The following is a 26513-nucleotide window of genomic DNA, read 5'->3' on the forward strand; positions in this document are numbered from 1 at the left end:
GGCAGGCCGCTATCGGCCCTCGGGCCGCCTGATGACAAATCCCCGCTCGCGATCGCCGTCGAACCCGGCTTTGAGATAAAGCTGGTGCGCGCCGGTGCGTTGCTGCCCCGACAGCAGCATCACCTTGTAACAGCCCTTGCGCCAGGCCAGCTGCAGCGCGTATTCAATCATGGCGAGCGCCACGCCGTGGCCGCGATAGGGCTCCGCCGTCACCACGTGTTCGATGACGCCGAACGGCTGTGCCTGGTGCGCCAGCCCTGGGATCAGCGCCATCATGCAGGTGGCGATCGGTTGTTCTTCCTTTGCCGCCACCACCAGACGGATCGCCGGATCGTCCAGCAGGTGCTGCAGGGCACGGCGCGCATCGTCGGTGCGCAGCGGCGCGTCCTGCGGACGCAGCTCGCGATACAGGGCCAACAGGCCGTTGAGATCGTCCGGCTGCGCCAGACGATGAATGATGCTCATGGTTGCTCCTTTCCGCCGCTTCAGCGGTAATCCGCTATCCTCCATTAATACCACAACGTTTGTCGGAGGGGATGTTATGAGTCAGGTGTCGACTTTTGTCATGTTCCAGGGAGAGGCGCAACAGGCGATCGACCTCTACAGCCAGGTGTTCGAGCGTTTTCGGCTCATGCAGGTGCAGCATTACGACCCGACACCGGACGGCCGGCGGTTGATCAAGCATGCCACCATCGATTTCGACCGGCAGAACCTGGTGTTTATCGACAGCCCGATCAGCCATGACTTCAGCTTCACCCCGGCGGTGTCGCTGTTCATCAACTTGCCTAACGAAGAGGCGCTTGAACAGGCCTTTCACCGCCTGGCGGAAGGCGGCAAGGTGCTGATGCCGCTCGATGATTACGGCTTCAGCGCCCGTTTCGGTTGGCTGAACGATCGTTTCGGCCTCTCCTGGCAGCTCAATGTGCCAGCGGGCGATCTGCCCTGACGCCAGGGGCGTGCAAAAGACATGGTAGTGCCTGCGGTTGTTTCATATGCTTACCCCCGTGGTGGCAGGGAATTCTGCCGTGGGCAATACCGACAACATTCATGGAAAGGTGCGCTTTGATTGATTTTGACCGCTATGTTGAGCAAGCGAAGTCTTACGGCGAGTGGCCGGGCGGGCACGTGGAGATGTCGTCCGGTCGCGTTGAGGGATTGAGCTATCGCCTGTATCGGCAAACTGCCGCGAGTGAAGACGTGATGGTGGTGTATCACGGCGGCGGGGTTAACAGCGCTGCCGGGTATGACGTCCTGGCGCGCCAGTTGGCGGCCGAGCCAACGCTCGCGGTGTGCCTGGTCGATATTCGCGGACATGGCGATTCCGCCGGAGAGCGGGGAACGGTTGAGCGGCCTGAGCGTATTTGGCGCGATGTCGATGTCATCCTGGCGGAAATGCGCCTGCGTTTTCCGTTGGCGCGCAGGCACCTGCTTGGTCATTCCAGCGGCGCCGGGATGTTGCTCAACTACCTGACCCGTTATCCTTGCGAGCAGCAGGCGGATAGCCTGATCATGCTGGCGCCGGAGCTGGGGCCATTTTCCGGGATAGCCCGCGATCTGACGGCGGCGGCCCGTTTTGCTCAGGTGCGCCAATGGCCCTTTGTGGCCAATGCGTTCAGCGGTGGTCGCTGGTTCGGGCAATCTCGGGCGGTCAGCCTGAATTTTCCCCCGGCCGTGCTGGCCACCTCCCCCGATTTTGTCTGCCAATACAGTGTCAATATGGCTAACGCGTTGACGCCGCGCGCCCCGGCAAAGCAATTGGCGGCGTTGCGATTACCGACTTTGCTGCTGGCGGCCGCCCAGGACGAGTTGTTCAATGCGCAATCGATGCAGCGCTTTGTCGAACAGCATGGCAGCGTGCATGTGGCATTTGGTTTGCTTGAGGGCAGTACGCATTTATCCTGCGTATTTGATGCCCATCGCCCGGTCCTTCAACATATTTCGCGTGCGTTCACGATCGCCTCCGATTGCGACGCACCTATTTAACTGCTTGTTTATTACACACTTCTTCTCCGTCATTAACTGGACGGAGGAGTAGTGATTGAGATCACGAAACTGGTTAATAAATCTTTATGATTTTGAATGCAAAATGTTAACATCCCGCCGCTTTCATTAGGCTTGCTAATGATATTCTTATTGTCAAGGAATGCTCAGGATGGATTACCAAAACGTCTTTCAATTGACGGATCAGGAACGAAACGAGTTATTTTCGGCATTAGATAGAATTGCTTACGATCCCGCCGGCGGCGATGCTTATATTCACGCCATACGCTCGACGATGATCACCCATTTGCCCCACAGATTAAGCGCCGCATTAAGCCAGCAAAAGGCGTCAATCAAACCACGGCCTTATCTTATTTTAAAAAATGTGCCGGTGGATAAAGAAGTGTTCTTTTCCCCTTGTCCGAACCAATATACGCCTTCGGCTAAATCCGGTAATATCAGCGAAAACCTGTTGGTCGGTATCTCTTCGCTCATTGGCGAACCCTATTCGATGTATTTCGAAGGGAAAGAACTGATCAATAATCTGATCCCTAAACGCGAAGCTAAAAAAGAATATACCGGTCTGGGATTCGATGTTGAACTGGACTTCCATATTGAAAATGCGGCCCTGAAACACCTGGAGCAGTTCAACGTTTCGCCGATGGGCCTGCTGTTGGCCGGCGTGCGCCGCGATCCGCACAGCCCGATGACGCGCATCTCCGACTCGCGTCTGGCGATCGCTCAACTGAGCCGCGAGGACGTCGAAACGCTGGCCAGCCCGCTGTATAGCATCAAGCTGCCGTACCGCTGGCGCCAATCCACGCAGGCCGGGCGTGAAGAAACCGCGCTGGTGCCGCTGATTTCGCAAAACCACGTGTTGCCGGATGTGAGCGCGGTCTTCTATCCCGGCATGATTGCGGCCAGCACACCACGGGCGGAAGCCGCGCTGGAACGTTTCTATGGTCTGGTGAAAGAAAACGCCATCGGTATCGATATTTGCCCGGGCGATTTGGTTTACATCGACAATCGCTTTGCATTGCATTCGCGCGATAAGTTTACGCCTTCCTTCGATGAAAAAGATACGCCGTTGCGCTGGGTGCAACGGGTCTTCATTTCGGCAAGCTTGTGGAATCACCGCAACCTCAATCAGGTTGAAGAGCGTATTTTCTCGATTTAAGGTTATTATTCATGCTGAACGTTTTTCTTTCTATATTGCCGATTTTTTTGTTAATTGTGCTGGGCTATTTGTCAAAGCTTTATGTTAAAGATGTCGCCGTTTTTTGGGGCTTTTCTGACAAATTCGTTTATTACCTGTTTTTTCCGGCGCTGTTGATATTGGATATCAGCGAAGCGGACTTTAGCGGCGCGGACAGCTTCTATCCCGTTGTGGCGACCATTATTTCCACATTGGCCATTGCGTTGATTATTTTCGTTGGCAAGCTGTTTTTCAATACATCGGCGGATCTGTTTACCTCCATTTTTCAGGGGGGAGTCAGGTATAACTCTTATGTATTCATCGCGCTGTCGCAATCGCTGTTCGGCAGTGAGGGGGTGGCGCTGTCCGGCTTCTTCGTGGCGTACATGATCATTCTGACCAACATCATGAGCGTGTTGGTGATGAACCACTACGGCACCGGCAGTAAGAAAAGCCTGAGCGGCGCGCTGCTGGCGCTGACGAAGAACCCGCTGATCATCGGCGCGTTGTTCGGGGTGTTGATGAATCTGTGCAACCTGCATATCACCGGTGCGCTAAAACAGCTGTTCGTTTATCTCTCCAACGCCGCCACGCCGCTGAGCCTGATGTCGGTCGGTGCAGGGTTGATCGTCAGCATGCATATCCGCAAATTGGTTTCCATCTCTTATGCGACCGTGCTGAAATTGGTGGCCATGCCGCTGATTACCATCGCGCTGGTGCACTATTTTGGCGCCACCGGCGTGCCCGCCAGCATCGCCATTCTCTATTCCGCTGTGCCTTGCGCCGGCAACGCCTATATTCTGGCGCGGCAAATGGGGGGCGACCATGAAGCGATGGCTTCCATCATCACCTGGACGACGCTGCTGTCGGTCATTACCGTCACCTTCATTCTGGGCAGCGTAGCGCTGTAACGCCGGCGCCGGGCGGCAAGCGCCCGCCCGGCGTTTTCCGATATCCTCCCATATCCTTTCATCACGCTTTACCGCTATGCTAAACGGATAGTGAATGTGAAAAGGATGAATCATTTTGGCAGGAAGTAGCTTACTTACCCTTATCGACGACATCGCTTCGTTGCTGGACGATGTCTCTTTAATGACCAAGATGGCGGCCAAAAAAACCGCCGGTGTGCTGGGGGACGATCTGGCGCTCAACGCGCAGCAGGTGACCGGCGTTAAAGCCGATCGCGAGCTGCCGGTAGTGTGGAGCGTTGCCAAAGGGTCGCTGATCAACAAGGCGATCCTGGTGCCGTTGGCACTCTTGATCAGCGCCTTCGCGCCCTGGGCGATTACGCCGTTGCTGATGGTGGGCGGCGCCTACCTATGCTACGAAGGGTTCGAAAAGGTGTTCCACAGCCTGAGCCCCGGCAAGCCGGCGCAGGAAGATAAATCCGACGGGCCCGGCGCCAATGAGGACGCTGCAGCTTATGAGAAGCGCAAGGTGAAAGGGGCGATACGTACCGACTTTGTGCTCTCCGCCGAGATTATCGCCATCACGCTGGGCACCGTCGCCGGCGCCACCTTCAGCCAGCAGGTGATCGTCTTGTGCGGCATCGCCGTCGTGATGACGCTCGGCGTGTACGGCATCGTCGCCGGCATCGTCAGGCTGGACGATCTGGGGTTGTATCTGAGCCGCAAAGGCAGCGCGTTGGCGCGCTCCCTCGGCGGCGGCATCGTGCGCGCCGCGCCTTATTTGATGAAAACGCTGTCGATCGTCGGCACCGTCGCCATGTTTATGGTCGGCGGCGGCATCCTGACCCACGGTTTGCCGCCGGTACATCATCTGTTCGAAGACTGGGCCTCGTACACCACCGTGGTGCCGACGTTTGGCCATATTCTGCAGGGTGTGGTTCCGGCGCTGTTGAACGTGGCGTTCGGTCTGGTGGCCGGCGGCGTAGTGCTGGCGGTGGTGTCGGCGCTGGGCGCAGCGCGCGCGCGTTTCAAGGCATGATGAAAAGTCTCGCCCCGGGAGGGGCGAGGCGTTTTAAAAAATCAGTTTGAGAACGCCGGTAATCGTCAACAAACCCACGATAAAGATGATGGCGACAATCCACAGAATAATTTTCATTTGATTCTCCCTTACCCGTTAAATGTGGCGCGCGGTTGGCGCTAACTCAATGAAATCATTCTTCACTATAGACGCTATCTCCCCATCGCGCGTCGCCACGCATTCAGGGATGCTGTTTATCACCCGCGCCCAGCGCGCGCTGCATGATGTGGGTGTCGCGCCACTCCCCCAGCTTGAACCCCACCGCCTTTAACGTCACGACGCTGGTGAAGCCGAGCGACTGGTGCAGCGCCAGCGAGCCGCGGTTGGCGGCGGAGTCGCCGACGATCGCCAGCATCTGGCGCCAGGGGCCTTGCTCGCAGCGGGCGATCAGCGCGCTCAGAAGTGTTTTGCCGACGCCTTTACCCTGTTGCCCCTCGGCGATGTATACCGAGTCTTCTACGGTAAAGCGGTAAGCCGGCCGGGGGCGATAAGGCGTGGCATAGCAGTAGCCCACAATACGGCCTTCGCTTTTCGCCACCAGCCAGGGCAGGCCGGCTTCCTGCACCTTGCTCAGCCGCAGCTGCATTTCCGCCAACGTCGGCGGCTGTTCTTCAAACGAAGCCGCGCCTGTCAGCACGTGGTGGGTGTAAATACGCAGCACGGCGACCATATCGTCCGGCGTGGCGTCGAGGAGGCTGAGTGCGGGGGCTAAGAGCGTCATGGCAAGTCTGTTTACCTTGAAAATCAGCGGATAAACGGCATTATGCGCGCCGCCCGCCGTCGGGGTAAATCGGGTTTTGTTATGGTGAGATAAGACAACCCTATGGGAACGTTCGCCGCGTATCGGTCAGGGTAGAAAGGCTGAGGGGGCAAGAGCGGAAAGATAAGAAATCAGTGGGCGCTTGATAGGCAAAAGCCCAGCTTGGTGGCTGGGCTTCGCAGGTCCCTGAAAGGGAGGGTATAGCATAAGGGCCTTTATCGGCTACGGCGACAATTTCACCTGATTTGTCTGTTTTGTCAACAACAGCGTACTGGTCAGAACAGCATATTGCGGGCATTGATCGACTTAATGACGGCGCGTTGGATGTCAGCAACAAGCTCGCGTGACAGACACTGGGTAAGAAAACCTCTCTCTTTACGGGCTCTGCTCAGCCGTTGACGGCTGACTTGCTGCACCAGATCGCCCTTTGCCCAACGCGTTTGCGGATGAAAGAATCTCATATCTTCGATGAGTTCTCGTGTGATCTCTATGTGCAACCCTTGTTGGATCTTATTCGAATCTCTGGTGGTCGACAGCGGTACGATAATGCAGGCATTGCCGTTAATTTTGCCATTTAACACAACAACTAAACGGTTCTTCACCATTTCTGGCGGAATGTGGCCATCATAAAAGCCGGCTTCATGCGGTTGGCGGAGTGATAGTGGGTAGTTGCCATAGCTGCACTCAAGAATTTCCCCGACCTTGGGGGAAAATTTGATCGGCATCGATACACTCCTTTGTTGCGAACAATCCGTGTTATGGAGGAATGAGCATGCGGGCGTTTTGCGTTGAGAGAAAGGTGTGGCGTAAGGAAACGGCAAATGAAAGTGAAAAATTGCGGATTCGTACGCAGAATCCGCCTTGATGGTGGCCGAATTTACCAGCCTTTCACCGCGCCGCCGTTGAAGATTTTCTCGGCGGCCTTGGCCACTTCGTCCGACTCATAGGCCTTGATGAAGTTCTGCACGTTCGGCGCGTCCTTATTGTCTTCGCGGGTGACGATGATGTTGGTGTACGGCGAGTTTTTATCCTCGATGAAAATGCCGTCTTTGGTCGGCGTCAGGCCGGTTTGATTGATGTAGGTGGTGCTGATAACGGCGACGGTGACCTTCGGATCGTCCAGCACGTGCGGCAGCTGCGCGCCTTCCAGCTCCATGATCTGGTAATGATGCGGGTTGGCACTGATGTCCAGGGCGGTGGGCAGCAGCCCCTTGCCTTGTTTCAGGGTAATCAGGCCGGTTTTTTCCAGCAGCAGCAGGGCGCGCCCCAGGTTGGTCGGATCGAGCGGAATAGCGATCACCGCGCCGTCCGGCAGCTCTTTGAGCGATTTTATCTTTTTGGAGTAGCCGGCCATCGGGAAGACGAAAGTGTTGCCGACCGCTACCAGCTTATAGCCGTGATCTTTGTTTTGCTGTTCGAGGAACGGGCGGTGCTGGAACACGTTGGCGTCCAGTTCGCCTTTGTCGGTGGCGTCGTTCGGCAGCAGCGAACCGCTAAAACCCACCAGCTCGACCTCCAGCCCGTATTTTTCTTTCGCCACCTGTCTGGCGACCTCCGCCACGTCCTGTTCCGCGCCGTTGATGACGCCGACTTTGATATGGTTTTGGTCGGTTTTTTGATCGCAGCCCTGAAGCGCCAATACGGCGGCGAAGGCCGCCGCCAGAGGGGTGATACGCCAGCGTAAGGTCATCGAAGTCTCCCTGAAAAGAACAATAAAATCAGTTGTTTTTTGTTCTTACAGCTAAGCCTGAACTGCCGATGAAGTCAAACGCTCGTTCAGCATAAACGGCTATAGCTTATAGCCGTTATGCGGCGGGGGGATTATCGGCTGAGCGAACGCAGCACCACGATGCCCGGCGTAGCCATCACGTAATCCATAAAGGGCGAATCGACCACCTGCATGTTGGCCTTGCGCGAGGAGGCGTTGCGCAGCACCGGGCCGTTGTCGGTCATCACGTAGATGCCGGTGTGGGTGACATCCAGCCCGTCCAGGTTGGTGTAAATGCCGATATAATCGCCGGTGCGCAGTTGGGCCAGCACCTTGTCGTCGACGTTGTCGCTGGGGATATAGGTCACGCTGCGCTGTACGTTGGGTAAACCGGGCAGGTAGCTGCTGCCGTCCGCCTTCTGGTTGAGGTTTTTCACGAGGGTGACGGCGTGCGGGCTGAGCTGCGCGGTGATGTCTTCGGCCACCTTGTGCGGCCGCTGCGCCCAGTCGGTGAAGAAGTGCTTGCGCTGCGGGAAGGCGATTTTGCCGTCGACGTAGCGGATGTCTATCAGCCGCTGTACGAACTCGCCCTCGCTGCGGGCGGTGCTGAGCGCTTCCACATAATCGATGTAGGTGAAGCAATCCAGCCCGCGGAAGTCGATCACCAGCTGCTCGGGCGTGTTCTGCGAGCCGATCAGGCGATTGGCGAGATAGGGGGTGCCGAGAAACTCGCGCGAAATCAAATCGACGGTGCGGCCATGTGGCTGAGCGGCGGGCCAACCGGCGCGCAGCGCGAGGATCTCACGCAGCTTGCTGCGGGTGCTGGCGTCCATCTCCGGCTGCACGCTCGGCGGCGCAACGGTGACGTCGGGCGGCGGCGTTGCCGGGGTGGGGCGCTCGGCGCATCCGCTCATGGCGATAGCTAACATCAGTAAAACAACCTTGTTCTTGTTCATACGGCCCTCCATGGGTGTCGCTGGGTTATCATAGTAAGTGATAACAGTTCTCATCCGATGGTAGGGGTTAAAAAGTAAACATAACCTCAATGAGGCCCGATAAATCAGTAACCGATTTCGTTATTGAACGGCAAATACCAGAACAGTGCGATCTCGTGATCGGCGATCTCCGGCTCGGCGCGATACAGTAAACGATCGATGCCGCCGAGGATAAACCCGTAATGCTGGTAGCAGCGGCAGGCCGCCAGATTGTTGTTCTGCGTTTCGAGCATCATACCTGAGGTTTCCTGCAGCCGTGCCCACTGTTTGGCGCAGTCCAGCAGCGCCCCGGCGATGCCCTGACGGCGCGCGTGAGCGCTGACGGCGATCTCATCGATCAGGGTGTAACCGTTCCAGTTTTTGCTCAGCGTGATATGGCCAACGGCTTCGTTCTGGCGATACGCCAGGAAGGTGACGCTGTCGTCGTTGGCGAGCGGCGCCAGCGGATACTGTTTGCGAAACGGCGCGACCGGGCGGGTTGGCCAGCTGTCGACCGGGCTGTCGAACTGCGGCAGGGCGTAGCTGGCGACGGTAAAGCTGAAATCGCCGCAGGCCAAATAATCGGCGGGCAACGCCTCAATGGCCGTGATGCGGATGGCCGGGTTCATGACGGCAGCTCCCGCAGCAGGCGCGCCGGGTTGCCGGCATAGATCCCCTTGCGGGTGATATCGCGGGTCACGACCGCCCCGGCGCCGATCACCGCGCCACTGCAGATCTCCACCGCCAAGACCGTGGCGCCGGAGCCGATGGACACCCGATCGCCGATGCGCGTGCGCCCCCAGCTGGCTGGATCGGCATTGGGCGCACCGTCTTTGAACAGATCGTTGGCGAAGGTGACGCCGTGGCCGACAAAGCACTCTTCGCCGAGCGTGACGTATTCGCAGATAAAGCTGTGCGACTGAATTTTACTACGCGCGCCAATGCTGACGTGGCGCTGGATCTCGACGAACGGGCCGACGAAGACATCGTCGCCGAGCCGGCAGCCGTACAGATTGCAGGGCTCGACAACGGTGACGTTGCGCCCGGCGTCGACGTCGACGATCCCCGCCTGGCGGGTGGTGATAACGGATGGCATAACCTTCCTCACAGTCTGGATTTGATGGGGGGAGTATAAGACAAAGCGCCGCGGCGTTGCGCTTTCCGCACGTTTTTTCGCCGAAAGACTATAATTAGTACAGGGGAGAGAGCCCCGTGGCCGCAATCCTCGCACGGGTAGCTGTCCGTCGGAGGTGTGAAATTCGTTCGCCGATCGCGGCCTACGGCGAGATAGGAGGTGTCTCATGGTCAGTCATGTTTGGGGACTTCTGGCGCATCCCAGCGCCGAGTTCGAACAGATCAAAAGCGAGAATGAAAGCGTCTCGCACCTATACACCCATCACGTGTTGCTCTTGGCAGCAATCCCGGTGGTCTGCGCCTTTATCGGCACCACCCAGTTGGGCTGGCTCTCCGGCGAGGGACATGCCATCAGGCTCGACATGTTTACCGCGTTTTATACCGCCGTGGCGTTCTACCTGCTGATGCTGGCGGGCGTAGCGGCCATGGGGAAAGTCATTCACTGGATGGCGCGGCGTTATGAATCGCGCCCAAGCCTGCACCGCTGCATGGTGTTCGCCGGCTACGTGGCGACCCCGATGTTCCTCAGCGGGGTGGTGGCGCTTTATCCGGTTGTCTGGCTGTGTCTGTTTGTCGGCATTATCGGCCTGTGCTATTCGGGCTATCTGCTGAATCTGGGGATCCCGCACTTCCTGAATATCGACAGTAAGGAAGGGTTCATCTTCTCCAGCTCGACCTTCGCTATCGGCATCCTGCTGCTCGAGCTGCTACTTGGGGTGACGGTGCTGCTGTGGGGGTACGGTTCCTGGTTGTTCTGAGTTAACGGTAGTTGTTGTCGCCCCCGCGCCGGTGGAACGGCGCGGGGGCTTTTGCTTTTATGCGCGGCGGAAAACCAGCATCACGCCGAGCACGATGCCCGCCATGCCCAGCAGGCTCAGCGCGGCTAACGCGTGGCCGAGCAGCAGGTAATCCAGCAGGGCGGTGACCGCCGGGATCAGATAGAACAGGCTGGTGACCTGCACCAGGTTGCCGCGCTGGATCAGGCGATACAGCAGGAAAGTCGCCAGCACCGAGATCACCACCGCCATCCACAGCAGCGGCAGCACGAACTCAGGCCGCCAGTCGACCCGCAGCGGCTCAAACGGCAGCGCCAACGCACACATCAACAGACCGATAGCATACTGCAGCGGCAAGACCGCCAGCGGCGGCTGGGCCATGCCCTTTTGCAGCAGGGTGCCGGCGGTCATGCAGCCCAGAGCGATAAAAGCGAACAGCATGCCGCTCGGCGAGAAGTTGGCCACCATCAGGCTTTGGTACACCACCAGCGTCAGCCCGGCCAACGCCAGCACCAACCCGCAGGCGCGCAGCCCGGCGCAACGCCGTTCGGTGATGAACTGGGTGAGGATCGGCTGTACGCCGAGCAGCGTCGCCAGCACCCCGGGCGTAATGCCCTGTTCCAGCGCCAGCAGATAACAGATCTGATAGCCGCCGATCATCAGCACGCCGATCAGCGCGACGCGTCGACGGGTGCCGGGGGCGGGCAGGCACTGGCGCCGCCACAGGCCGATAGCCAACAGCACCGCCAGTGCGATGGCGCAGCGGAAGAACAGAAAAGCGAAGGCGGAAGCGTGTTCCAACCCCCAACGGGAGAAAATAGCGCCGCTGCTCCAAAGCAGGACGAACAGCGTAGCCAGGCCGGCATTGGCCCAGAGAGAAGGTAATCGCATATCAATTTCACCTGTCGTGAAAATTACAGGCTCCGGCGCGCGCGGCGGTCTACGCCTGAACGCAACAGATCAACATAAGCCGGAGGTAAAAAGTCGGTTTGGCTTAGCGCACGACCACAATGCGTGGTGGGTAAGCGGCAACCGCTGAAACGACAGAGGAAACGGCGGGTGGAGCGGAGGAAGCACACAGCAAAACGACGGCCGGGGCGGTCGCGTTGGTGGGATCTGTGCTGTGCGCAAAGTGAGCCATTTAGGTTCCTGAACATCGGGAATGAAATTAACCGTTTCAAACATAACCAAGTTCACCGTGGGACGCAATCGTAAATCGCAGGTACTTTAATGATAATGAAAATCATTATCATTAATTAAAGGATATGTTATGTTGCTTTAACGGCGCAATTTTGACGCAAAAGCAAGCCGCAGCGGAGTGGATACCCTGTTCCGGCTTGCGCGCTGAGTGCGTATGGCAAGAGACGTTGCGATTCGCTTTTGCAGAGGGCGGGCAATCGTGATAGAAATAATGATATGTTATAATATAACAAATGATGCATGATGAACCCAATTCACGACATCCTCCACGTTGATGGGGTGAGCCTGGCCGGTCACGGCGGGGCATTGATACTCGACAACATTCATTTCGCGCTCCGCCCCGGTGAGAAGCTGGCGGTGATCGGCCCTAACGGCAGCGGCAAGTCGAGCCTGTTACGCACCCTGATCGGCGAAACGCGGCCAGACAGCGGCGACATTTACTGGCGCGGGCGCGCCTTGTCAAACTGGTCGGCGGCGGAGCGCGCCAAAAGCATCGCCTTTCTGGCGCAAAACGATCTGCCGGATCTAAGGCTGTCGCTTGAGGATTATGTCGCCTTAGGGCGTTTGCCATTTGGTGAGCAACCGGCGGCGGCGAAGCGCATCGTTGACCAGGCCATCGAAGAAACCGGGCTGGGGCCGCTCAGGCGCCACCCTCTGGGGCGGCTCTCGGGCGGCCAGCGTCAGCGCGCTGCGCTGGCCCGGGCGTTGGCGCAGTCTCCCGACCTGTTGCTGCTGGATGAACCGACCAATCACCTCGATCCGCCCGGGCGCTCGGCGCTGCTGTCGTTAGTAAAAAATAAAGATATTGCCGTGATTGCGGTGCTGCACGATCTGCCCGTGGCGGAGGCGTTTGCCGATCGGATCCTGGTGCTCAACGAAAGCCGCCAGGTGGCCTGCGGTTCGCCCGAGGCGGTGTTGCAAACGCCGGTGATTTTGCCGGTGTTCGGCATGCAAAGTTTCAATGTAGCGCATCCCGTCAGCGGGAAAACGCTGCGTATTTTTGACGTTCCCCATTGCGCTTGATAAACCAGAGAGAAACATGAACACACGCGTATTCATCCTGCTTATGCTGTTGGCCGCCAGGTCGGCGGCGGCCGAAAGTTTTCCCGTCACCGTAGACAGCTGCGGTACGCCGGTCACCTTTAACCAAGCGCCGCAGCACGCCGTTATCAACGATATCAACATGGCCGAGATGGCCTTTGCGCTCCACCTGCAGGATCGGATCGTCGGGCTGACCGGCATCACCGGTTGGTACAAACTGACACCTGACTTCAAGGCCGCGATGGGCGCGATTCCCGAACTGGCACCGAAATATCCCGCTTTGGAAACGTTACTGGCGGCGCAGCCGGATTTCTTCTTCGCCGGCTGGAATTACGGCATGAAGATCGGCGGCGACGTCACGCCGGAGAAGCTCGCCCCGTTCGGCATCAAAACGCTGGTGCTGAGTGAGAGCTGCGTACAGGCCGGTGGCCGGCCGCAGAAGGCCGATATGAACCTGCTGTATGACGATGAGCTGAAGCTCGGCAAGATTTTCGGCAAGCAGCGAGAGGCCGCCGCGTTGGTTGAGGGCTGGCAGCGCCGGCTAGCTACGCTTCCCGCCAGGCCGGCGGGGCAGGCGCCGCTCAAGGTATTCGTCTATGACTCGGGAGAAGAGAAACCTTTCACCAGCGGCAGATATGCCATGCCGACGGCGATCATCGAGGCGGCGGGGGGCCGCAACGTGATGGACGGTTTGCCGGCGAGCTGGACGACGGCTTCCTGGGAGGCGGTGGCGGCGGCAGAGCCCGACTTCATCATTCTGCTGGATTATCAGACCGGGTCAGGCGCCGATGCGCTGCGGCGTTTCCTCGAGTCTCATCCGTTGATGAAATTGACGCCCGCGGTACAGCATCATCGTTATCTGAAACTGCAGTATGCGGAGCTGACCCCGGGGCCGGCCAACATCGGCGCGGTTGAAAAGCTGGCGCGGGCGCTGTACGTGCCGGCTAGCGAATGAACTCGCCGACCGGGCGGTTTATGCTGCTCGCGCCGTTGGCATTGTTGGCATTGTGCGGGTTAATGATCTGGAGCCTGCAGCTGGGCAGCGTCGTACTGTCATGGCGGCAAACGATGGCGGCATTGGGGCTTTCATCTGCGCCCCTCTCCGGCATGTTGGACACCATCGTCGTGCAGTTGCGCGTGCCCAGGGCCCTGTTGGCGGCGCTGACCGGCGCCGGGCTGGCGATGACCGGCGCACTGCTGCAGACCACCACCCGCAACGAACTGGCCGATCCTTTTCTGTTTGGGCTCTCCTCCGGCGCTTCCGCCGGGGCGGTGCTGGTCATCACGCGCTTCGGCGATGCGTTGGGCGCGCTGACGTTGCCGCTGTCCGCTTTCGTCGGCGGCATTCTGTCCGCGATGGCGGTGATGATCCTGTTTCGCGTCAGCCGGGTCAGGCGCGCCGATCAGCTCATCGTCTGCGGCCTGGCGGTCTCGTTTTTGTTCAGCGCGCTCACCAGCTACCTGGTGTTTTCCGGCGATCAGCGAGCGGCCGGCTCGGTGTTGTTCTGGTCGCTCGGCGGATTGGGGCTGGCGCGTTGGGATAACCTGGTCATTCCGCTGGTGAGTTTCGTGCTGCTGGCCGGGTTTACGGCGCTGCGTTGGCGGGCGCTGGACTCGCTTCTGGCGGGCGAGCAAACCGCCCACTCGATGGGGGTCAACGTGGCGCGCCTGCGCACCGAGACCTTTCTGTGCTGCGCGCTGTCTACGGCGTTCCTCGTATCGCTGACGGGGGTGATCGGTTTTGTCGGGCTGATGGTGCCTTATCTGGCCCGGCGCCTGGTGGGCGTGCGCCACCGCTTGTCCGTGCCGATGTGCGGCCTGCTAGGGGCGATGCTGCTGACCGGCGGCGACATGCTCAGCCGCAGCCTGATCCCCAATCAGGAGCTGCCCATCGGCATCATTACGGCGGGGCTGGGGGGCGCGTTCATCGTCTCCTTGCTGCTGCGCGCGGAACGATGAACTTCAATAGAGTTCCAGATGCAGGCGCTGCTGCTCAATCAGCGTCTGCCAAAGGTTTTCCGCCCCGCAGGCTTGTTCCAGCGCCGTCGCCACGGCATGTTCCAGATATTGGCGATTGCCGCACAGGTAGACATGTGCTCCCCGTCGCAGCAGGCCGCTGATGGCATCGGCATGATCGTCGATCGCATGCTGCACATAATATTTGGCGGCGGCGTCGCGAGAGAAAGCGGTGATGAGACGCGTGAGTACGTCCGCCGCATTCAGTGCAGCCAATTCCTCGTGATACAGAAAATCTTCATCGCGCCGTTTCTCCCCGAAGATCAGTACGGTTTCGCGCCGTTCGCTCTGGGCGGCCATTTCGCGCAGTAAGCCTATCAAGGGCGCGATGCCGGTACCGGTAGCGATAAGCAGCACCGGTACGGTGGTATCGCGCGGCAGGTAAAAGCCGGGGTTGGCGCGGCAGAAGAGGCGGAAAGGGCCAGAGTGGCTGAGCAGCCATCCGGTCGCCGTGCCGCGCCGCGTGCGGCCGCCGCGTTCATAATGGATGTCGCGCACGCACAGATCGAGGCTCTCTTTCCGCGCAGCCGAAGCGATGGAGTAGGCGCGCGGCAGGCAAACGGGCAGCAGCGCCAGCAGGTTCTCCAGTGTGATCGCGTGCGGCGGGCAAAAATCGTGCAGCACGTCCAGCAGATCGGCGCCGTACAGATAGTTCTCCAGGGCTTTGCGCTGACGGATCTTAAGCAGGCCTTTGAGATCTTCGCTGTCGGCCAACTGTGCCAGTTCGCGCAGCGTCGTTTTGCTGAGCTGGCGCAGCTCCCGGCGACGCAGCGCGTCGACGGCCTCCGGCCTGCCCAGCCAGTCAGCCAGCCGGATCAATAATCCTTCGTCGTTTTCCGGCAACAGATAGACGGTATCTCCCGCCCGGTAAACGATGCCGCTGTCGGCGATATTCAGCCGCAGATGCCAGGCTTGCGGCGTGCGTGCACTGAGCGGCCGTCGTTCGAGAAGGGCGGCGCTGAACGCATGGTCTTCACCGTAGGCGGTTACGCGCAGATGCAAGTCTCGGCCGGCCTGGGCATCGCCGGCCAGCACCTTATCCAGCGTCGTCAGCCAGGTCGTGAAGAACGGTTCGAAGTTAACGTCGGCGTCGACGCGATTGATAATGGCACGGGCGCCGTATTGCGTCAGGCGCGTATCCAGCGCCTGCGTGAAGCCACAGAAATGCGGGTACGCGGTGTCGCCAAGACCGAAGATGGCGTAGCGCAACCGATGGTGATCCGGCCATTGCGTCAGCGTGTCGGAAAAACGTTCGGCGTTGGCGGGCGGCTCGCCGTCGCCAAATGAGCTCGAGACGATCAGCAGGGTATCATGCTCGCCCACATCGGCGGGCTGGATGGCGTTGAGTTCTTTCACGACGGGATGGTAGGGTTGCAGGCTGCCTTGTTCACCCAGGCGCATCGCCAGCGCCCGGGCGTTGCCCGACTCCGAACCGTAACCAATCAGGATGCGTTCGATGAGGTCGGCCATAGTGGTCACTTGTCGTAGTGGTTGTCGAACTGTTCTTTGGCAAATTCCACCGATTCGAAGTCGGTCATCAGATCGTTGATCACGCGGCGGATGCTGATATAGGCCTCGATATTGCCCTGGGCGTCATACAGCGGCTGCACCGTGGTGTCGACCACGTACAGCACGCCGCCCTTGCCGATGTTCGGAATGATGCCGGTCCAGATGCCGCCCGCCTTGATGGTGTCCCACATCGCTTTGTAAACCGCTTTCGGCACGGAAGGGTGGCGTACGATGCTGTGGGGCTGGCCCACTAGCTCCTCCCGGGAAAAGCCGGTCAGCTGACAAAACAGATCGTTGACGTAGGTGATGGTGCCCTGCAGATCGGTGGTGGAGATCACCATCACTTTATCGAGCGCGGCCAACAGTTTGGCGGAATTGAGGGGCTGACTCATGGTAGGTTCCTTCTCATTAACAACTTCGCGGTGAATGCCACGGCGGATGTCATGTATCCGTCATGACAGCTTTGTAATTGATTCTCATTTGCGATGAATGGTAATCGGGAAATTTATAAGTTGCAATAAAAATGCATCTTTAAAGGCGCAGAGAGATCACGATGAGGCAGGCGGGGGGAGAGTAGGCCCGCGCCGGGTGCTGCGGCAGGCCGGGGTACGCCGTTTAGCGGGGGCCTTCGGCCCAGCCCTTGCGTTTGCTGGTTTTGCCGATGCCGGGGTTGAAGCTGTTGGTCGGATCGGCGGTGCGGTAGAACGCCTGCAGATCCGGTTTGGCGTGGTAGAGATGGCCGACGTTATGCTCCGCCGGATATTCGGCGCCGCGCCGGTTGAGGATCTCGAGCATCTTTTCTTTCAGCGCGTGGCTGTCGACGCCTTTTTTCACCACGTAATCCTGGTGGAACACGTGGCACATAAAGTGGCCGTAATACAGCTTGTGCACCAGTTGGCTATCGATCTCCGGCGGCAACGTTTCGAACCAGTCGGTGTCGTTACGGCGCAGGGCGATGTCCAGCGCCAGAATATCCTCTACCTTGTCGGCGTGTACCGCATGGTAGCGCACGGCGGCGCCGGCGGCGGCGAAGCGGTGCAGGAAGGCCTTTTTGCCCTCGTCAGGCGTGCAGGCGAAGAAAGCCCCCTCGGCCTGGGTGAAGTACTCGGTCAGGTAGCGCTGCGCTTCGTCTACGCCGGGGCCGGCCATCTTCAGCAGCAGGTGATGCTCGAAACGTTCGCGGTATTCTTTCATGCGTTTCGGCAGGTGGCTCGGCGCCAGATGGCTCAGGCCCTGCATCAGCCGGTCGGTCAGGTTGTGCGGCAGCAGCGGCAGCTTGTTGAGGCTGGCGTCCATGCGGCCTTTCAGGGTGAAGAAGCGCGGCATCTGATCGGTGCCGAGCTTGTCGATCATCATAAAGGTGTCTTTGCCGTAGACCTCGGCGATGTCGAAGATATCGCGGTGCATGTATTCACCGGCCACCGGCAGGTTGTCGAACTGGCTCAGCATGTGGCGGCGCAGTTCGGTCAGCACCGCGGTGTCGTTGGTGCCGATATAGAACACCTGCTCTTTGCCTTCCTTCTCGAAGGTGTCGAGCCGCACCGCGAACACCGCCAGCTTGCCGGCGCAGCCGGAGGCTTCGTACAGACGGCGTTTATCGGCGTTGAAGCGGGAAGGGGTGTCGGCGTCGACGTCGCGCACCCGGCTGGCGTACTCGTTATCCGAGGCGCGCAGCTCGCCGAATTCGACGTCCTCCGGGCGGTAATCGCCTTTTTCCAGCCGGGTGAGGATCTCTTCAGGCGTGTCGCCGAGGCGGATGCCCAGATGGTTCACCAGGCGCAGCTGGCCGTCTTCACCCAACTGAGCGTACAGCGCCATTTCGGTATAGGCCGGGCCGCGTTTCACCAGCGAGCCGCCGGAGTTGTTGCACACGCCGCCGATCACCGACGCGCCGATACAGGAGGAGCCGATCACCGAATGCGGCTCGCGGCCGTAAGGCTTGAGCAATTTTTCGAGGTGATGCAGGGTGCTGCCGGGAAAACCAACCACCTGCTTACCGTTATCCAGCACCTGAATATGATCGAGGCGCAGGGTGCTGACGATGACGATATCGCGATCATAGTCGTTGCCGCTGGGGGTTGAACCTTCGGTCAGGCCGGTGTTGGCGGCCTGCATGATGACGATTTTGTCGGCGGCCACGCAGGCCTGCAGAATGCGCCACAGCTGCAGCAGGCTGGTGGGAAACAGCACCGCCAGCGCCTGGCCTTCGCCGGAACGGAAGCCCTTGCGATACCGTTCGGTGTTGCGATCGCCGGTCAACAGCTGCGGGCCGCCGACGATGTCTTTAACCTGGTTGAGAAATGCCTGATTGCCTGACTGCATGCTGCCTGTCTCCCTGTCATTCCCGTCGCTTTAACCGCGGCGCCGGAGTGCCGCATATAAGCTAAGAGGTTATCAATTAAATAACTTATTAAGCTATCAGCTTGCTAGGCTAATGGCCTGCGGGTTTAGTAGCGCTCGGCGTAGCCGGCCCGACGCTCTTCGTCGCGCAGCGTCAGGATCTCCACGCCGTCGGCGGTGACCGCCACGGTGTGCTCCCACTGCGCCGACAATTTTTTGTCGCGCGTCACCACCGTCCAACCGTCTTTCTTCTGCTTGATGCGGCGATCGCCCTGGTTGATCATCGGCTCGATGGTGAACACCATGCCTTCCTGCAGCACCATACCGCTGCCGGGTTGGCCGTAGTGCAACACCGCCGGCTCTTCGTGCATGTCGCGGCCGATGCCGTGGCCGCAATATTCCCGCACGATGCTATAGCCGGCCTGTTCGGCGTGCCGCTGGATGGCGTGGCCGATATCCCCCAGAGTGGCGCCCGGTTTTACCGCGCGAATGCCTTGCCACATCGATTCATAAACGTTGTTCACCAGCCGTTTGGCCAGCGGCGTCACCTGGCCGATGCAGTACATCTTGCTGGAGTCGGCGATGTAGCCGCCGTTTTCCAGCGTGATGTCCACGTTGACGATCATGCCGGAACGCAGGATTTTGCTGGCCGACGGCACCCCGTGGCACACCACGTCGTCGACTGAGGTGTTGAGCACATAGGGGAAATCATACTGCCCCTTGCTGGCCGGGCGCGACTTCAATTCTTCGACGATAAACGCCTCGGCGCGGTCGTTGATCTCCATGGTGGAGATGCCTTCGACAATCACCTCATCGAGCATAGCGAACACTTTAGCCAGCAGGGCGCCGGAATTGCGCATTTTGGCAATCTCTTCCGGCGTTTTAATCACAATCTGTTTCACCCGACAATCTCCTTCAGCGTCAGCGCGTTATCTTTCATCATTTTTTTTACCAGTTGCGGGTAGGTCAGCTCCGGATGGAACTCCGCCAGCATACCGATCTTGATCCAGTACTCGGCCTGCGCGTTGATCGAACGCGTCATGGTCAGGCTGGCGAGGCGCAGATCGTCATGCAGCGCGTCTGAAATTTTTACGATGCCCATCGGCGTCTCCATAAATGAACAATATATGAAGTGTATACGTTTAGGATGGCGACGATGTGGCATTCTGTGGCGTAAGAAGATTCTGGCAACAACGATTGCCGCCGCCAGGCAATGCGTTTATTGTGATGAACGACTTTTTTGCCATGATTTTTCAGAAGGATTTAAGGCGTGACTAAACTACGTGTTGGGGTGATTTTTGGCGGTAAATCGGCGGAGCATGAGGTGTCGCTGCAGTCGGCCAAAAACATTGTGGATGCAATCGACAAAGAGAAGTTCGATGTCACGCTGCTGGGGATCGACAAACAGGGGCAGTGGCACATCAACGACGCCTCCAACTATCTGCTTAACGCCGAGAATCCGGCGCTGATCGCGCTGAACCGCTCGAACAAGAACGTGGCGCTGATCCCGGGCCAGGAAAAGCAGCAGCTGATCGAAGCGGGCAGCGCCGGCGCGCTGGGCCAGCTCGACGTCATCTTCCCGATCGTGCACGGCACGCTGGGGGAGGACGGCTCGCTGCAGGGGCTGCTGCGCATGGCCAATATGCCGTTCGTCGGTGCTGGGGTGCTTGGCTCGGCGGTCAGCATGGATAAAGACGTGACCAAACGCCTGCTGCGCGACGCCGGGCTGGCGGTGGCACCGTTCGTCACCCTGACGCGCGCCAACCGCGCCGGGTTTACGTTTGAGCAACTGAGCGAGCGCCTCGGCCTGCCGCTGTTCGTCAAGCCGGCCAACCAGGGCTCGTCGGTCGGGGTCAGTAAGGTGGAAAACCGCGCCGAGTTCGATGCGGCGGTGGCGTTGGCCTTCAGTTTCGATCACAAGGTGCTGGTGGAGTCGGCGATCGTCGGCCGCGAGATCGAGTGTGCGGTGCTGGGCAACGACGACCCGCAGGCCAGTGTGTGCGGCGAGATCGTGCTGAGCGATGCCTTCTACTCCTACGACACCAAATACATCAACGAGCAGGGCGCTCAGGTGGTGGTGCCGGCGGCGATCGCGCCGGAAGTGAGCGACCACATTCGCGAGGTGGCGCTGAAGGCGTTCCGCGCGCTGGAGTGCTTCGGGTTGGCGCGGGTTGATGTGTTCCTGACGCCGGACAACCAGGTGGTAATCAACGAAATCAACACGCTGCCAGGCTTCACCAACATCAGCATGTATCCCAAGCTGTGGGCCGCCAGCGGCGTCAGCTATCAGGCGCTGATCACGCGTCTGATCGAATTGGCGCTGGAGCGTCATCAGCAGGATCGCGCGCTGAACAGCTCAGTGTTCGATCGCTAAACGCGCTGGGGGGCGGCGGTGCCGCCCCCGTCCATCACTTCACCGTCACGTCGATATCGCCGAAATACTTCTTCGACAGCGCCGCCACCGTGCCTTGCTGTTTCACTTTGGCGATGGCGGCGTCCAGTTTTTTCTTCAGCGCCTCATCCCCTTTGCGCAGGCCGAAGGCGATGCCTTCACCGAGGATCTTGTCGTCGTGCACCGCCGCGCCGACGAAGGCGAAGCCCTTGCCATCCGGCTGCGACAGGAAGCCGCTTTGCCCCGACGGTGCCATTACCAGCGTGGCATCGAGCCGACCGGCCGCCAGATCGAGATAAACCTGATTCTGATCCTGATACGACACCACGTCCACGCCCGCCGGCGCCCAATGGGTTTTGGCGTAAATCTCCTGAATCGATCCTTGCAGCACGCCCACGTGTTTGCCCGCCAGCGTTTTGGCGTCCGGCAGCAGGCCGCTGCCCGCTTTGGCGATCAGGCGGTTCGGCACCTGATAGATGGCGTCGGTAAAGGCGATCGCCTGACGCCGCTGTTCGGTCACGTTCATCGCCGAGTTGATGGCGTCGAATTTGCGTGCCTGCAGCGCCGGGATCAGGCTGTCGAACGAGGTTTCCACCCAGCTGCATTGCAACTGCGCGGCGGCACATACCGCGTCGCCCAGTTCAATGTCGAATCCTTCCAGTTTGCCGCTGGTGGATTTGGATTCGAACGGCGGATACAGTGCTTCCACGCCGAAGCGCAGGCTGTTTTCCGCCGCCGACGAAGCGCCGGCGGCCAGCAGGCATCCGGCGGCGAACAGCGTTTTCAGAGCTTTCATAGGCAGTGCCCCTTTCCCATGGTCGGACAAAAAATTACACCTGGCTCAGGCGGCGCGCGCCTTCCAGCAGGGTCTCGTTATCTTTGGAAAAACTCAGCCGGATTAGGCCGGTATCGGTGCCGTCGCTGTAGAACGCCGACAGCGGGATCGTCGCCACCTTCGCTTCGCGGATCAAGCGCACGGCGAAATCATTGTCGCTTTCGTGACTGAAGCCGCTAAAACGGGCCAGCATGAAGAAGCTGCCGCGGCTGGGCAGCAGCTCAAAGCGTGAATCCTGCAGGGCGCTGGCCAGCAGATCGCGTTTTTGTTGGTAAAACGCCGCCAGCCCCAGGTAGCTCTGCGGGTTGGCGAGCGCGGCAGCGAAGGCGTGCTGCATCGGCGTATCGGCGGAGAACACCATGAACTGGTGCACTTTACGGATCTCGTCCATCAACGCCGCCGGCGCCAGGCAATAGCCGACGCGCCAGCCGGTGACGTGGTAGGTTTTACCGAACGACGACACGATCACGCTGCGTTCCGCCAGCTGCGGGTAACGCGCCATGCTGTGGTGAATATCGCCGTCGAACACCACGTGCTCGTAGACCTCGTCGGACAGGATCACGATGTCGGTGTCGCGGGTCAGGGCGGTCAGGCGTTCGATGTCGTGCTCGTCAAACACCGCGCCGGTCGGGTTGTGCGGCGTGTTGACGATGATCATGCGCGTTTTGCCGTTGATGGCGGCGGCCACTTCGTCCCAGTCGACGCGAAAGTCCTGCAGCGACAGCTTGATCGCCACCGGCGTGGCGCCCTGCAGGCGCACGATCGGCGCATAGCTGTCGAACGCCGGTTCGAAATAGATCACCTCGTCGCCGGGGTGCACCAGCGCGCTGATCGCCGAGTACAGCCCTTCGCTGGCGCTGGCGATCACCGTGATTTCTTCGTCGGCGTCATAGCGCGCGCCGTACAATCGTTCAGCTTTTTCCGCCAGGGCAGCACGTAACGCCGCCACGCCGCTCATCGGCGCGTATTGGTTATGACCTGCACGCATGGCTTGCGCCGTTGCCTCGATCAGTTGCGGATCACCGGCGAAGTTGGGCGCGCCCTGCGACAGATTGAGGGCCTGATGTTCGGCGCTGAGTTGGCCAATGACGGTGAAAATGGTGGTGCCGACGTCCGGCAGCTTCGAGCGGGAAGAGCAGGCGCTCTGCATGATGGGCTCCAGGCAAACAGGGAAGTGTTGAGCGATTAAGCATCAGCCGGCGTAGGCGGACAAGGGAAAGTTTGTCATACTTGCCATGCATTCAGATCATGGCTAATCGAGGCACGCTATGCCGATATCCCTGCCGTCGCTCGACGTGTTGAAAACCTTTGTGGTGGTGGCGCAACGCCTCAACTTTACCCATGCCGCCCGGCAGCTGCACCTGACGCAGGGGGCGGTCAGCCGGCAAATCCTCGGGCTGGAGCAGCGCCTGGGCTATCCGCTGTTCAGCCGCCAGGCGCGCGGTCTGGCGCTGACGCCGCAGGGCGCGCAGTTGCTGGCGCCGGTGCAGCAGGCGCTGGGGCAGTTGGATGAAGCCCTGACGCGGGCTGCCGCCCCGCCAGGGGCGCTGCGCATCAAATGCCCGACCTGCGCCATGCGCTGGGTGTTGCCGCGTATCATTCGCCTGCAGAATGAACGGCCGGACATGCACATCGAGCTGACCGCCTCGGTGTCGCACGGCCTGGATTTCAGTACCGAGCAGTTTGACGCCGCGGTGGTGTTCGGCCGGCCGCCGGGTAAAAAGCTGACCGCGCACCTGCTGTTCGATGAAATTCTCACGCCGGTCTGCACGCCGACGTTTCTGCCGCCGACGCCCCGGCTGGCGGATTTGACGGACCAAACCCTGCTGCACCCGACGCGCGATCGGCGCGACTGGCTGCGCTGGCTGAAGGCGGCGGGCGCCGATGCGCTGCCGCCCGGCAAGGCTCAGCATTTCGATACCCTCGATCTGGCGATGAGCGCCGCGCTGCAGGGGTTCGGCATCGCCATCGGCGATCTGTGCCTGCTGGAGGAGGATATTCAGGCGCAACGCATCGTCACGCCGTTCCCGCTCTGCGTCAGCAGCGGCGCGGCCTATTATTTGGTCTATCCTGAACGCACGGTGGCGCCGCCGGCGTTGACACAGCTTATCGATTTTCTGACGGTTGAGGCCGCCGGCAGCCGCGCCCGGTTACAGAATTACCTGCCGATAACCTGTAATGCTTTGTAAACATTACCGATGCGAATTCCCTTGGCGATGAAACAGAGTGTGGCAAACTGTTTCTTCACTCCGATTAAACTCCGCGGCGTTGGCGGCGGAAACACGCCTGAGATAAAACAAGATGAAATGGCTTTGTGTGGTGAGTATGTTGTCCGGTCTGGCCCTCAGCCCGGCTTTTGCGCAGGAAACGCCGATAGCGCAGGGCATTCACGCCCAGCAGCGCGACGCCTTCGTGTCCCATTTGATGAAGCAGATGACGCTGGAAGAGAAGATCGGCCAGCTGCGGCTGATCAGCGTCGGGCCGGATAACCCGAAAGAAGCGATCCGCGAGGGCATCCGCAACGGGCAGATCGGCGCCATCTTCAATACCGTCACCCGGCCGGATATCCGGGTGATGCAGGATCAGGCGATGCAGCTCAGCCGCCTGAAAATTCCGCTGTTCTTCGCCTATGACGTAGTGCACGGCCAGCGCACGGTGTTCCCGATCAGCCTTGGGCTGGCGGCCAGCTTCGATCTGGAGGCCATTGCGCTCAGTGCCCGGGTGGCGGCGCAGGAGGCCAGCGACGACGGCCTCAACATGACCTTCGCGCCGATGGTCGATATCACCCGCGATCCGCGCTGGGGCAGGGTCTCCGAAGGCTTCGGCGAAGACACCTGGCTGGTATCGAAAATCGCCAAAGTGATGGTCGACGGTTTCCAGAACGGCGATCCGGCCAAGCCCGGTTCGGTGATGGCCAGCGTCAAGCACTTTGCGTTGTACGGCGCCGTCGAAGGCGGCCGCGATTACAACACCGTCGACATGAGCCCGCTGCGCATGCATCAGGACTATCTGCCGCCTTACAAAGCGGCGGTGGATGCCGGCAGCGGCGGGGTGATGGTGTCGCTCAACTCGGTGAACGGCGTGCCGGCCACCGCTAACCCGTGGCTGCTGAAAGATCTGTTGCGCGACCAGTGGGGCTTTAAAGGCATCACCATCAGCGACCATGGCGCAATTAAAGAGCTGATTAAACACGGCGTGGCCGCCGACGCGCGTGACGCGGTGCGCCTGGCGATCACCTCCGGCGTCGATATGAGCATGAGCGACGAGTTTTACGACAAATACCTGCCGGGTCTGGTGAAAGACGGGCTGGTGCCTGAAAGCGACATCGATCGCGCCTGCCGCGACGTGCTGAACACCAAGTACGACATGGGGCTGTTCAAGGATCCGTATGTGCATCTGGGGCCGGTGGGTTCCGATCCGCAGGACACCAACGCCGAAAGCCGCCTGCACCGCGCCGAAGCGCGGGTGGTGGCGCGCAAGACGATGGTGCTGCTGAAGAACGATAAGCAGACGCTGCCGTTGAGCAAGCAGGCGACCATTGCGCTGGTCGGGCCGATGGCCGACAGCCAGCGCGACGTGATGGGCAGCTGGTCGGCTGCCGGGGTGGTCAAGCAGTCGGTCACCCTGCGCGAAGGGCTGGAGCGGGCGGTGGGCGACAAGGCGCGCATTCTTTACGCCAAGGGCGCCAACGTCACGCAGGATAAAGGCATCATCGACTATCTCAACGAGTATGAACCGGCGGTGGCGTTCGACACCCGTTCGCCGCAGCAGATGATCGACGAAGCGGTGCAGGCGGCGAACAAGGCCGACGTGGTGGTGGCGGTGGTGGGCGAATCGCAGGGCATGGCGCATGAGGCCTCCAGCCGCGCCGACATTACGATTCCGCAGAGCCAGCGCGATCTGATCGCCGCGTTGAAAGCCACCGGCAAGCCGCTGGTGCTGGTGCTGATGAACGGCCGGCCGCTGGCGCTGAGTTGGGAGAGCGAGCAGGCGGACGCCATGCTGGAAACCTGGTACAGCGGTACCGAAGGCGGCAACGCGGTGGCTGATGTGCTGTTCGGCGACTACAACCCGTCGGGCAAGCTGCCGATGACCTTCCCGCGCTCGGTCGGCCAGATCCCGATGTACTACAACCACCTGAACACCGGCCGGCCGTTCGGCAAGGAGAACCCCGGTAAGTACACCTCGCGCTACTTCGATTCGCCTAACGGCCCGCTGTATCCGTTCGGTTACGGCCTGAGCTACACCACCTTCAGCCTGTCGGATCTGAAATTGTCCAGCCCGACGATGGCGCGCAACGGCAAACTAACTGCCAGCGTCACGCTGAAGAATACCGGCAAGTACAACGGCGCCACGGTGGTGCAGCTGTACCTGCAGGACGTGACCGCCTCGGTCAGCCGGCCGGTGAAAGAGCTGCGCAACTTCAAGAAAGTGACGCTGAAGGCCGGCCAGTCGCAACAGGTTGAGTTGCCGATTAGCGAAGAGGATCTGAAGTTCTACAACGCCAGCCTGAAGTGGGAGGCGGAGCCGGGTAAATTCAACGTGTTCGTTGGCCTGGATTCCGACAACGTGCAGGCGCAAAGCTTTACGCTGAAGTAAGTCTTCCCCCTCTTTCACTGCGGTGGGAGAGGGGTACCATCCATTCCCGCCAACGTCATCGGAGCCTG

The 26513-nt window shown here is 59.9% G+C and carries 28 protein-coding genes; 12 read left to right on the forward strand and 16 right to left on the reverse strand.

Annotation, left to right across the window (positions count from 1 at the left end):
- Positions 1-9: 9 nt before the first annotated feature.
- On the reverse strand, positions 10-465 hold the full coding sequence (locus ATE40_RS03400) for a GNAT family N-acetyltransferase (protein ID WP_063918949.1): 456 nt from the start codon (positions 463-465) through the stop codon (positions 10-12).
- A 76-nt stretch (positions 466-541) separates the two neighbouring features.
- On the opposite strand from ATE40_RS03400, the gene ATE40_RS03405 reads away from it, so the two are divergent.
- The 5 genes from ATE40_RS03405 to ATE40_RS03425 all read left to right on the forward strand — a co-directional run bounded on the left by ATE40_RS03405 (position 542) and on the right by ATE40_RS03425 (position 5122).
- Positions 542-946, forward strand: coding sequence for a VOC family protein (locus ATE40_RS03405; RefSeq protein WP_019453955.1), 405 nt, complete (start codon positions 542-544; stop codon positions 944-946).
- 116 nt (positions 947-1062) lie between these two features.
- Positions 1063-1983, forward strand: a complete 921-nt coding sequence (locus ATE40_RS03410) for an alpha/beta fold hydrolase (protein ID WP_063918950.1) — start codon at positions 1063-1065, stop codon at positions 1981-1983.
- A gap of 169 nt (positions 1984-2152) precedes the next feature.
- Positions 2153-3157, forward strand: coding sequence for a TauD/TfdA family dioxygenase (locus tag ATE40_RS03415; protein ID WP_019453953.1), 1005 nt, complete (start codon positions 2153-2155; stop codon positions 3155-3157).
- An 11-nt stretch (positions 3158-3168) separates the two neighbouring features.
- Positions 3169-4086, forward strand: coding sequence for an AEC family transporter (locus tag ATE40_RS03420; protein WP_019453952.1), 918 nt, complete (start codon positions 3169-3171; stop codon positions 4084-4086).
- A gap of 115 nt (positions 4087-4201) precedes the next feature.
- The gene (locus tag ATE40_RS03425) at positions 4202-5122 is read left to right on the forward strand and encodes a DUF808 domain-containing protein (RefSeq protein ID WP_025160017.1); all 921 of its coding nucleotides are present in this window, start codon (positions 4202-4204) and stop codon (positions 5120-5122) included.
- A gap of 33 nt (positions 5123-5155) precedes the next feature.
- On the opposite strand, the gene ATE40_RS25080 is transcribed toward ATE40_RS03425, so the two are convergent.
- The 7 genes from ATE40_RS25080 to ATE40_RS03455 form a co-directional block, all read right to left on the reverse strand.
- Positions 5156-5239 carry a small membrane protein YohP gene (locus ATE40_RS25080; protein ID WP_016928643.1) on the reverse strand — a complete coding sequence of 28 codons (84 nt, stop codon included), beginning with the start codon at positions 5237-5239 and terminating at the stop codon, positions 5156-5158.
- A 103-nt stretch (positions 5240-5342) separates the two neighbouring features.
- Positions 5343-5882, reverse strand: a complete 540-nt coding sequence (locus ATE40_RS03430; protein WP_063918951.1) for a GNAT family N-acetyltransferase — start codon at positions 5880-5882, stop codon at positions 5343-5345.
- Positions 5883-6196: 314 nt separating this feature from the next.
- Positions 6197-6646, reverse strand: a complete 450-nt coding sequence (locus ATE40_RS03435) for a type II toxin-antitoxin system PemK/MazF family toxin (protein ID WP_063918952.1) — start codon at positions 6644-6646, stop codon at positions 6197-6199.
- Between the two features lie 152 nt (positions 6647-6798).
- The gene (locus tag ATE40_RS03440; protein WP_019453948.1) at positions 6799-7611 is read right to left on the reverse strand and encodes a MetQ/NlpA family lipoprotein; all 813 of its coding nucleotides are present in this window, start codon (positions 7609-7611) and stop codon (positions 6799-6801) included.
- Positions 7612-7742: 131 nt separating this feature from the next.
- On the reverse strand, positions 7743-8585 hold the full coding sequence (locus tag ATE40_RS03445; protein WP_063918953.1) for a DUF1460 domain-containing protein: 843 nt from the start codon (positions 8583-8585) through the stop codon (positions 7743-7745).
- Between the two features lie 104 nt (positions 8586-8689).
- Positions 8690-9232, reverse strand: a complete 543-nt coding sequence (locus ATE40_RS03450) for a GNAT family N-acetyltransferase (protein WP_019453946.1) — start codon at positions 9230-9232, stop codon at positions 8690-8692.
- Positions 9229-9699 (reverse strand): acyltransferase, encoded by a 471-nt coding sequence (locus ATE40_RS03455; RefSeq protein ID WP_019453945.1) that lies wholly within the window; start codon positions 9697-9699, stop codon positions 9229-9231. The genes ATE40_RS03450 and ATE40_RS03455 overlap by 4 nt, the downstream gene beginning before the upstream one ends.
- A gap of 205 nt (positions 9700-9904) precedes the next feature.
- Here ATE40_RS03455 and ATE40_RS03460 point away from each other — a divergent pair, with 205 nt between their 5' ends.
- Entirely contained in the window at positions 9905-10495 is a 591-nt protein-coding gene (locus tag ATE40_RS03460; protein ID WP_019453944.1) for a Yip1 family protein, read from the forward strand.
- 57 nt (positions 10496-10552) lie between these two features.
- On the opposite strand, the gene ATE40_RS03465 is transcribed toward ATE40_RS03460, so the two are convergent.
- Positions 10553-11404, reverse strand: a complete 852-nt coding sequence (locus ATE40_RS03465; protein WP_063918954.1) for a DMT family transporter — start codon at positions 11402-11404, stop codon at positions 10553-10555.
- 615 nt (positions 11405-12019) lie between these two features.
- Here ATE40_RS03465 and ATE40_RS03470 point away from each other — a divergent pair.
- From ATE40_RS03470 to ATE40_RS03480, 3 genes are read left to right on the forward strand one after another with little or no spacing between them, the layout of a single operon-like run.
- Positions 12020-12736, forward strand: a complete 717-nt coding sequence (locus tag ATE40_RS03470) for an ABC transporter ATP-binding protein (protein ID WP_063919585.1) — start codon at positions 12020-12022, stop codon at positions 12734-12736.
- A 16-nt stretch (positions 12737-12752) separates the two neighbouring features.
- Positions 12753-13709, forward strand: a complete 957-nt coding sequence (locus ATE40_RS03475) for an ABC transporter substrate-binding protein (RefSeq protein WP_063918955.1) — start codon at positions 12753-12755, stop codon at positions 13707-13709.
- Positions 13706-14713, forward strand: a complete 1008-nt coding sequence (locus ATE40_RS03480; protein WP_063918956.1) for a FecCD family ABC transporter permease — start codon at positions 13706-13708, stop codon at positions 14711-14713. The genes ATE40_RS03475 and ATE40_RS03480 overlap by 4 nt, the downstream gene beginning before the upstream one ends.
- Before the next feature lie 3 nt (positions 14714-14716).
- On the opposite strand, the gene ATE40_RS03485 is transcribed toward ATE40_RS03480, so the two are convergent.
- The 5 genes from ATE40_RS03485 to ATE40_RS03505 all read right to left on the reverse strand — a co-directional run bounded on the left by ATE40_RS03485 (position 14717) and on the right by ATE40_RS03505 (position 19721).
- Positions 14717-16240 (reverse strand): flavodoxin domain-containing protein, encoded by a 1524-nt coding sequence (locus ATE40_RS03485; protein WP_063918957.1) that lies wholly within the window; start codon positions 16238-16240, stop codon positions 14717-14719.
- 5 nt (positions 16241-16245) lie between these two features.
- A complete protein-coding gene (locus ATE40_RS03490; protein WP_063918958.1) occupies positions 16246-16671 on the reverse strand; it encodes a PAS domain-containing protein in 426 nt (141 codons plus the stop codon).
- Positions 16672-16894: 223 nt separating this feature from the next.
- The gene (dld, locus tag ATE40_RS03495) at positions 16895-18601 is read right to left on the reverse strand and encodes a D-lactate dehydrogenase (protein ID WP_063918959.1); all 1707 of its coding nucleotides are present in this window, start codon (positions 18599-18601) and stop codon (positions 16895-16897) included.
- 125 nt (positions 18602-18726) lie between these two features.
- Positions 18727-19521 (reverse strand): type I methionyl aminopeptidase, encoded by a 795-nt coding sequence (gene map / locus ATE40_RS03500; protein ID WP_063918960.1) that lies wholly within the window; start codon positions 19519-19521, stop codon positions 18727-18729.
- On the reverse strand, positions 19518-19721 hold the full coding sequence (locus ATE40_RS03505; RefSeq protein ID WP_006324220.1) for a ParD-like family protein: 204 nt from the start codon (positions 19719-19721) through the stop codon (positions 19518-19520). The genes map and ATE40_RS03505 overlap by 4 nt, the downstream gene beginning before the upstream one ends.
- A 168-nt stretch (positions 19722-19889) precedes the next feature.
- On the opposite strand from ATE40_RS03505, the gene ddlA reads away from it, so the two are divergent.
- Positions 19890-20993, forward strand: coding sequence for a D-alanine--D-alanine ligase (ddlA, locus tag ATE40_RS03510; RefSeq protein WP_015377061.1), 1104 nt, complete (start codon positions 19890-19892; stop codon positions 20991-20993).
- A 34-nt stretch (positions 20994-21027) separates the two neighbouring features.
- Here the strand turns inward: ddlA and ATE40_RS03515 are convergent, their stop codons facing one another.
- Together ATE40_RS03515 and ATE40_RS03520 are read right to left on the reverse strand one after the other, a co-directional pair.
- A complete protein-coding gene (locus ATE40_RS03515) occupies positions 21028-21807 on the reverse strand; it encodes an ABC transporter substrate-binding protein (RefSeq protein WP_063918961.1) in 780 nt (259 codons plus the stop codon).
- Positions 21808-21841: 34 nt separating this feature from the next.
- Complete coding sequence (locus ATE40_RS03520; protein WP_063918962.1) at positions 21842-22996, reverse strand: pyridoxal phosphate-dependent aminotransferase; 1155 nt, start codon at positions 22994-22996, stop codon at positions 21842-21844.
- A gap of 118 nt (positions 22997-23114) precedes the next feature.
- Between ATE40_RS03520 and ATE40_RS03525 the strand changes: the two genes are divergently transcribed.
- Both ATE40_RS03525 and bglX read left to right on the forward strand, forming a co-directional pair.
- Positions 23115-24035 (forward strand): LysR substrate-binding domain-containing protein, encoded by a 921-nt coding sequence (locus ATE40_RS03525; RefSeq protein WP_063918963.1) that lies wholly within the window; start codon positions 23115-23117, stop codon positions 24033-24035.
- A gap of 112 nt (positions 24036-24147) precedes the next feature.
- A complete protein-coding gene (gene bglX, locus ATE40_RS03530; protein ID WP_063918964.1) occupies positions 24148-26445 on the forward strand; it encodes a beta-glucosidase BglX in 2298 nt (765 codons plus the stop codon).
- Positions 26446-26513 lie beyond the last annotated feature (68 nt).

Source organism: Serratia surfactantfaciens, from assembly GCF_001642805.2.
Lineage (GTDB): Bacteria > Pseudomonadota > Gammaproteobacteria > Enterobacterales > Enterobacteriaceae > Serratia > Serratia surfactantfaciens.

Coding starts and splice junctions, on each gene's coding strand:
- ATE40_RS03400 (WP_063918949.1), bottom strand. CDS start 465: ATGAGCATCATTCATCGTCTGGCGCAGCCGGACGATCTCAACGGCCTG.
- ATE40_RS03405 (WP_019453955.1), top strand. CDS start 542: ATGAGTCAGGTGTCGACTTTTGTCATGTTCCAGGGAGAGGCGCAACAG.
- ATE40_RS03415 (WP_019453953.1), top strand. CDS start 2,153: ATGGATTACCAAAACGTCTTTCAATTGACGGATCAGGAACGAAACGAG.
- ATE40_RS03420 (WP_019453952.1), top strand. CDS start 3,169: ATGCTGAACGTTTTTCTTTCTATATTGCCGATTTTTTTGTTAATTGTG.
- ATE40_RS25080 (WP_016928643.1), bottom strand. CDS start 5,239: ATGAAAATTATTCTGTGGATTGTCGCCATCATCTTTATCGTGGGTTTG.
- ATE40_RS03430 (WP_063918951.1), bottom strand. CDS start 5,882: ATGACGCTCTTAGCCCCCGCACTCAGCCTCCTCGACGCCACGCCGGAC.
- ATE40_RS03435 (WP_063918952.1), bottom strand. CDS start 6,646: ATGCCGATCAAATTTTCCCCCAAGGTCGGGGAAATTCTTGAGTGCAGC.
- ATE40_RS03440 (WP_019453948.1), bottom strand. CDS start 7,611: ATGACCTTACGCTGGCGTATCACCCCTCTGGCGGCGGCCTTCGCCGCC.
- ATE40_RS03445 (WP_063918953.1), bottom strand. CDS start 8,585: ATGAACAAGAACAAGGTTGTTTTACTGATGTTAGCTATCGCCATGAGC.
- ATE40_RS03450 (WP_019453946.1), bottom strand. CDS start 9,232: ATGAACCCGGCCATCCGCATCACGGCCATTGAGGCGTTGCCCGCCGAT.
- ATE40_RS03455 (WP_019453945.1), bottom strand. CDS start 9,699: ATGCCATCCGTTATCACCACCCGCCAGGCGGGGATCGTCGACGTCGAC.
- ATE40_RS03460 (WP_019453944.1), top strand. CDS start 9,905: ATGGTCAGTCATGTTTGGGGACTTCTGGCGCATCCCAGCGCCGAGTTC.
- ATE40_RS03465 (WP_063918954.1), bottom strand. CDS start 11,404: ATGCGATTACCTTCTCTCTGGGCCAATGCCGGCCTGGCTACGCTGTTC.
- ATE40_RS03475 (WP_063918955.1), top strand. CDS start 12,753: ATGAACACACGCGTATTCATCCTGCTTATGCTGTTGGCCGCCAGGTCG.
- ATE40_RS03480 (WP_063918956.1), top strand. CDS start 13,706: ATGAACTCGCCGACCGGGCGGTTTATGCTGCTCGCGCCGTTGGCATTG.
- ATE40_RS03485 (WP_063918957.1), bottom strand. CDS start 16,240: ATGGCCGACCTCATCGAACGCATCCTGATTGGTTACGGTTCGGAGTCG.
- ATE40_RS03490 (WP_063918958.1), bottom strand. CDS start 16,671: ATGAGTCAGCCCCTCAATTCCGCCAAACTGTTGGCCGCGCTCGATAAA.
- dld (WP_063918959.1), bottom strand. CDS start 18,601: ATGCAGTCAGGCAATCAGGCATTTCTCAACCAGGTTAAAGACATCGTC.
- ATE40_RS03505 (WP_006324220.1), bottom strand. CDS start 19,721: ATGGGCATCGTAAAAATTTCAGACGCGCTGCATGACGATCTGCGCCTC.
- ATE40_RS03515 (WP_063918961.1), bottom strand. CDS start 21,807: ATGAAAGCTCTGAAAACGCTGTTCGCCGCCGGATGCCTGCTGGCCGCC.
- ATE40_RS03520 (WP_063918962.1), bottom strand. CDS start 22,996: ATGCAGAGCGCCTGCTCTTCCCGCTCGAAGCTGCCGGACGTCGGCACC.
- ATE40_RS03525 (WP_063918963.1), top strand. CDS start 23,115: ATGCCGATATCCCTGCCGTCGCTCGACGTGTTGAAAACCTTTGTGGTG.
- bglX (WP_063918964.1), top strand. CDS start 24,148: ATGAAATGGCTTTGTGTGGTGAGTATGTTGTCCGGTCTGGCCCTCAGC.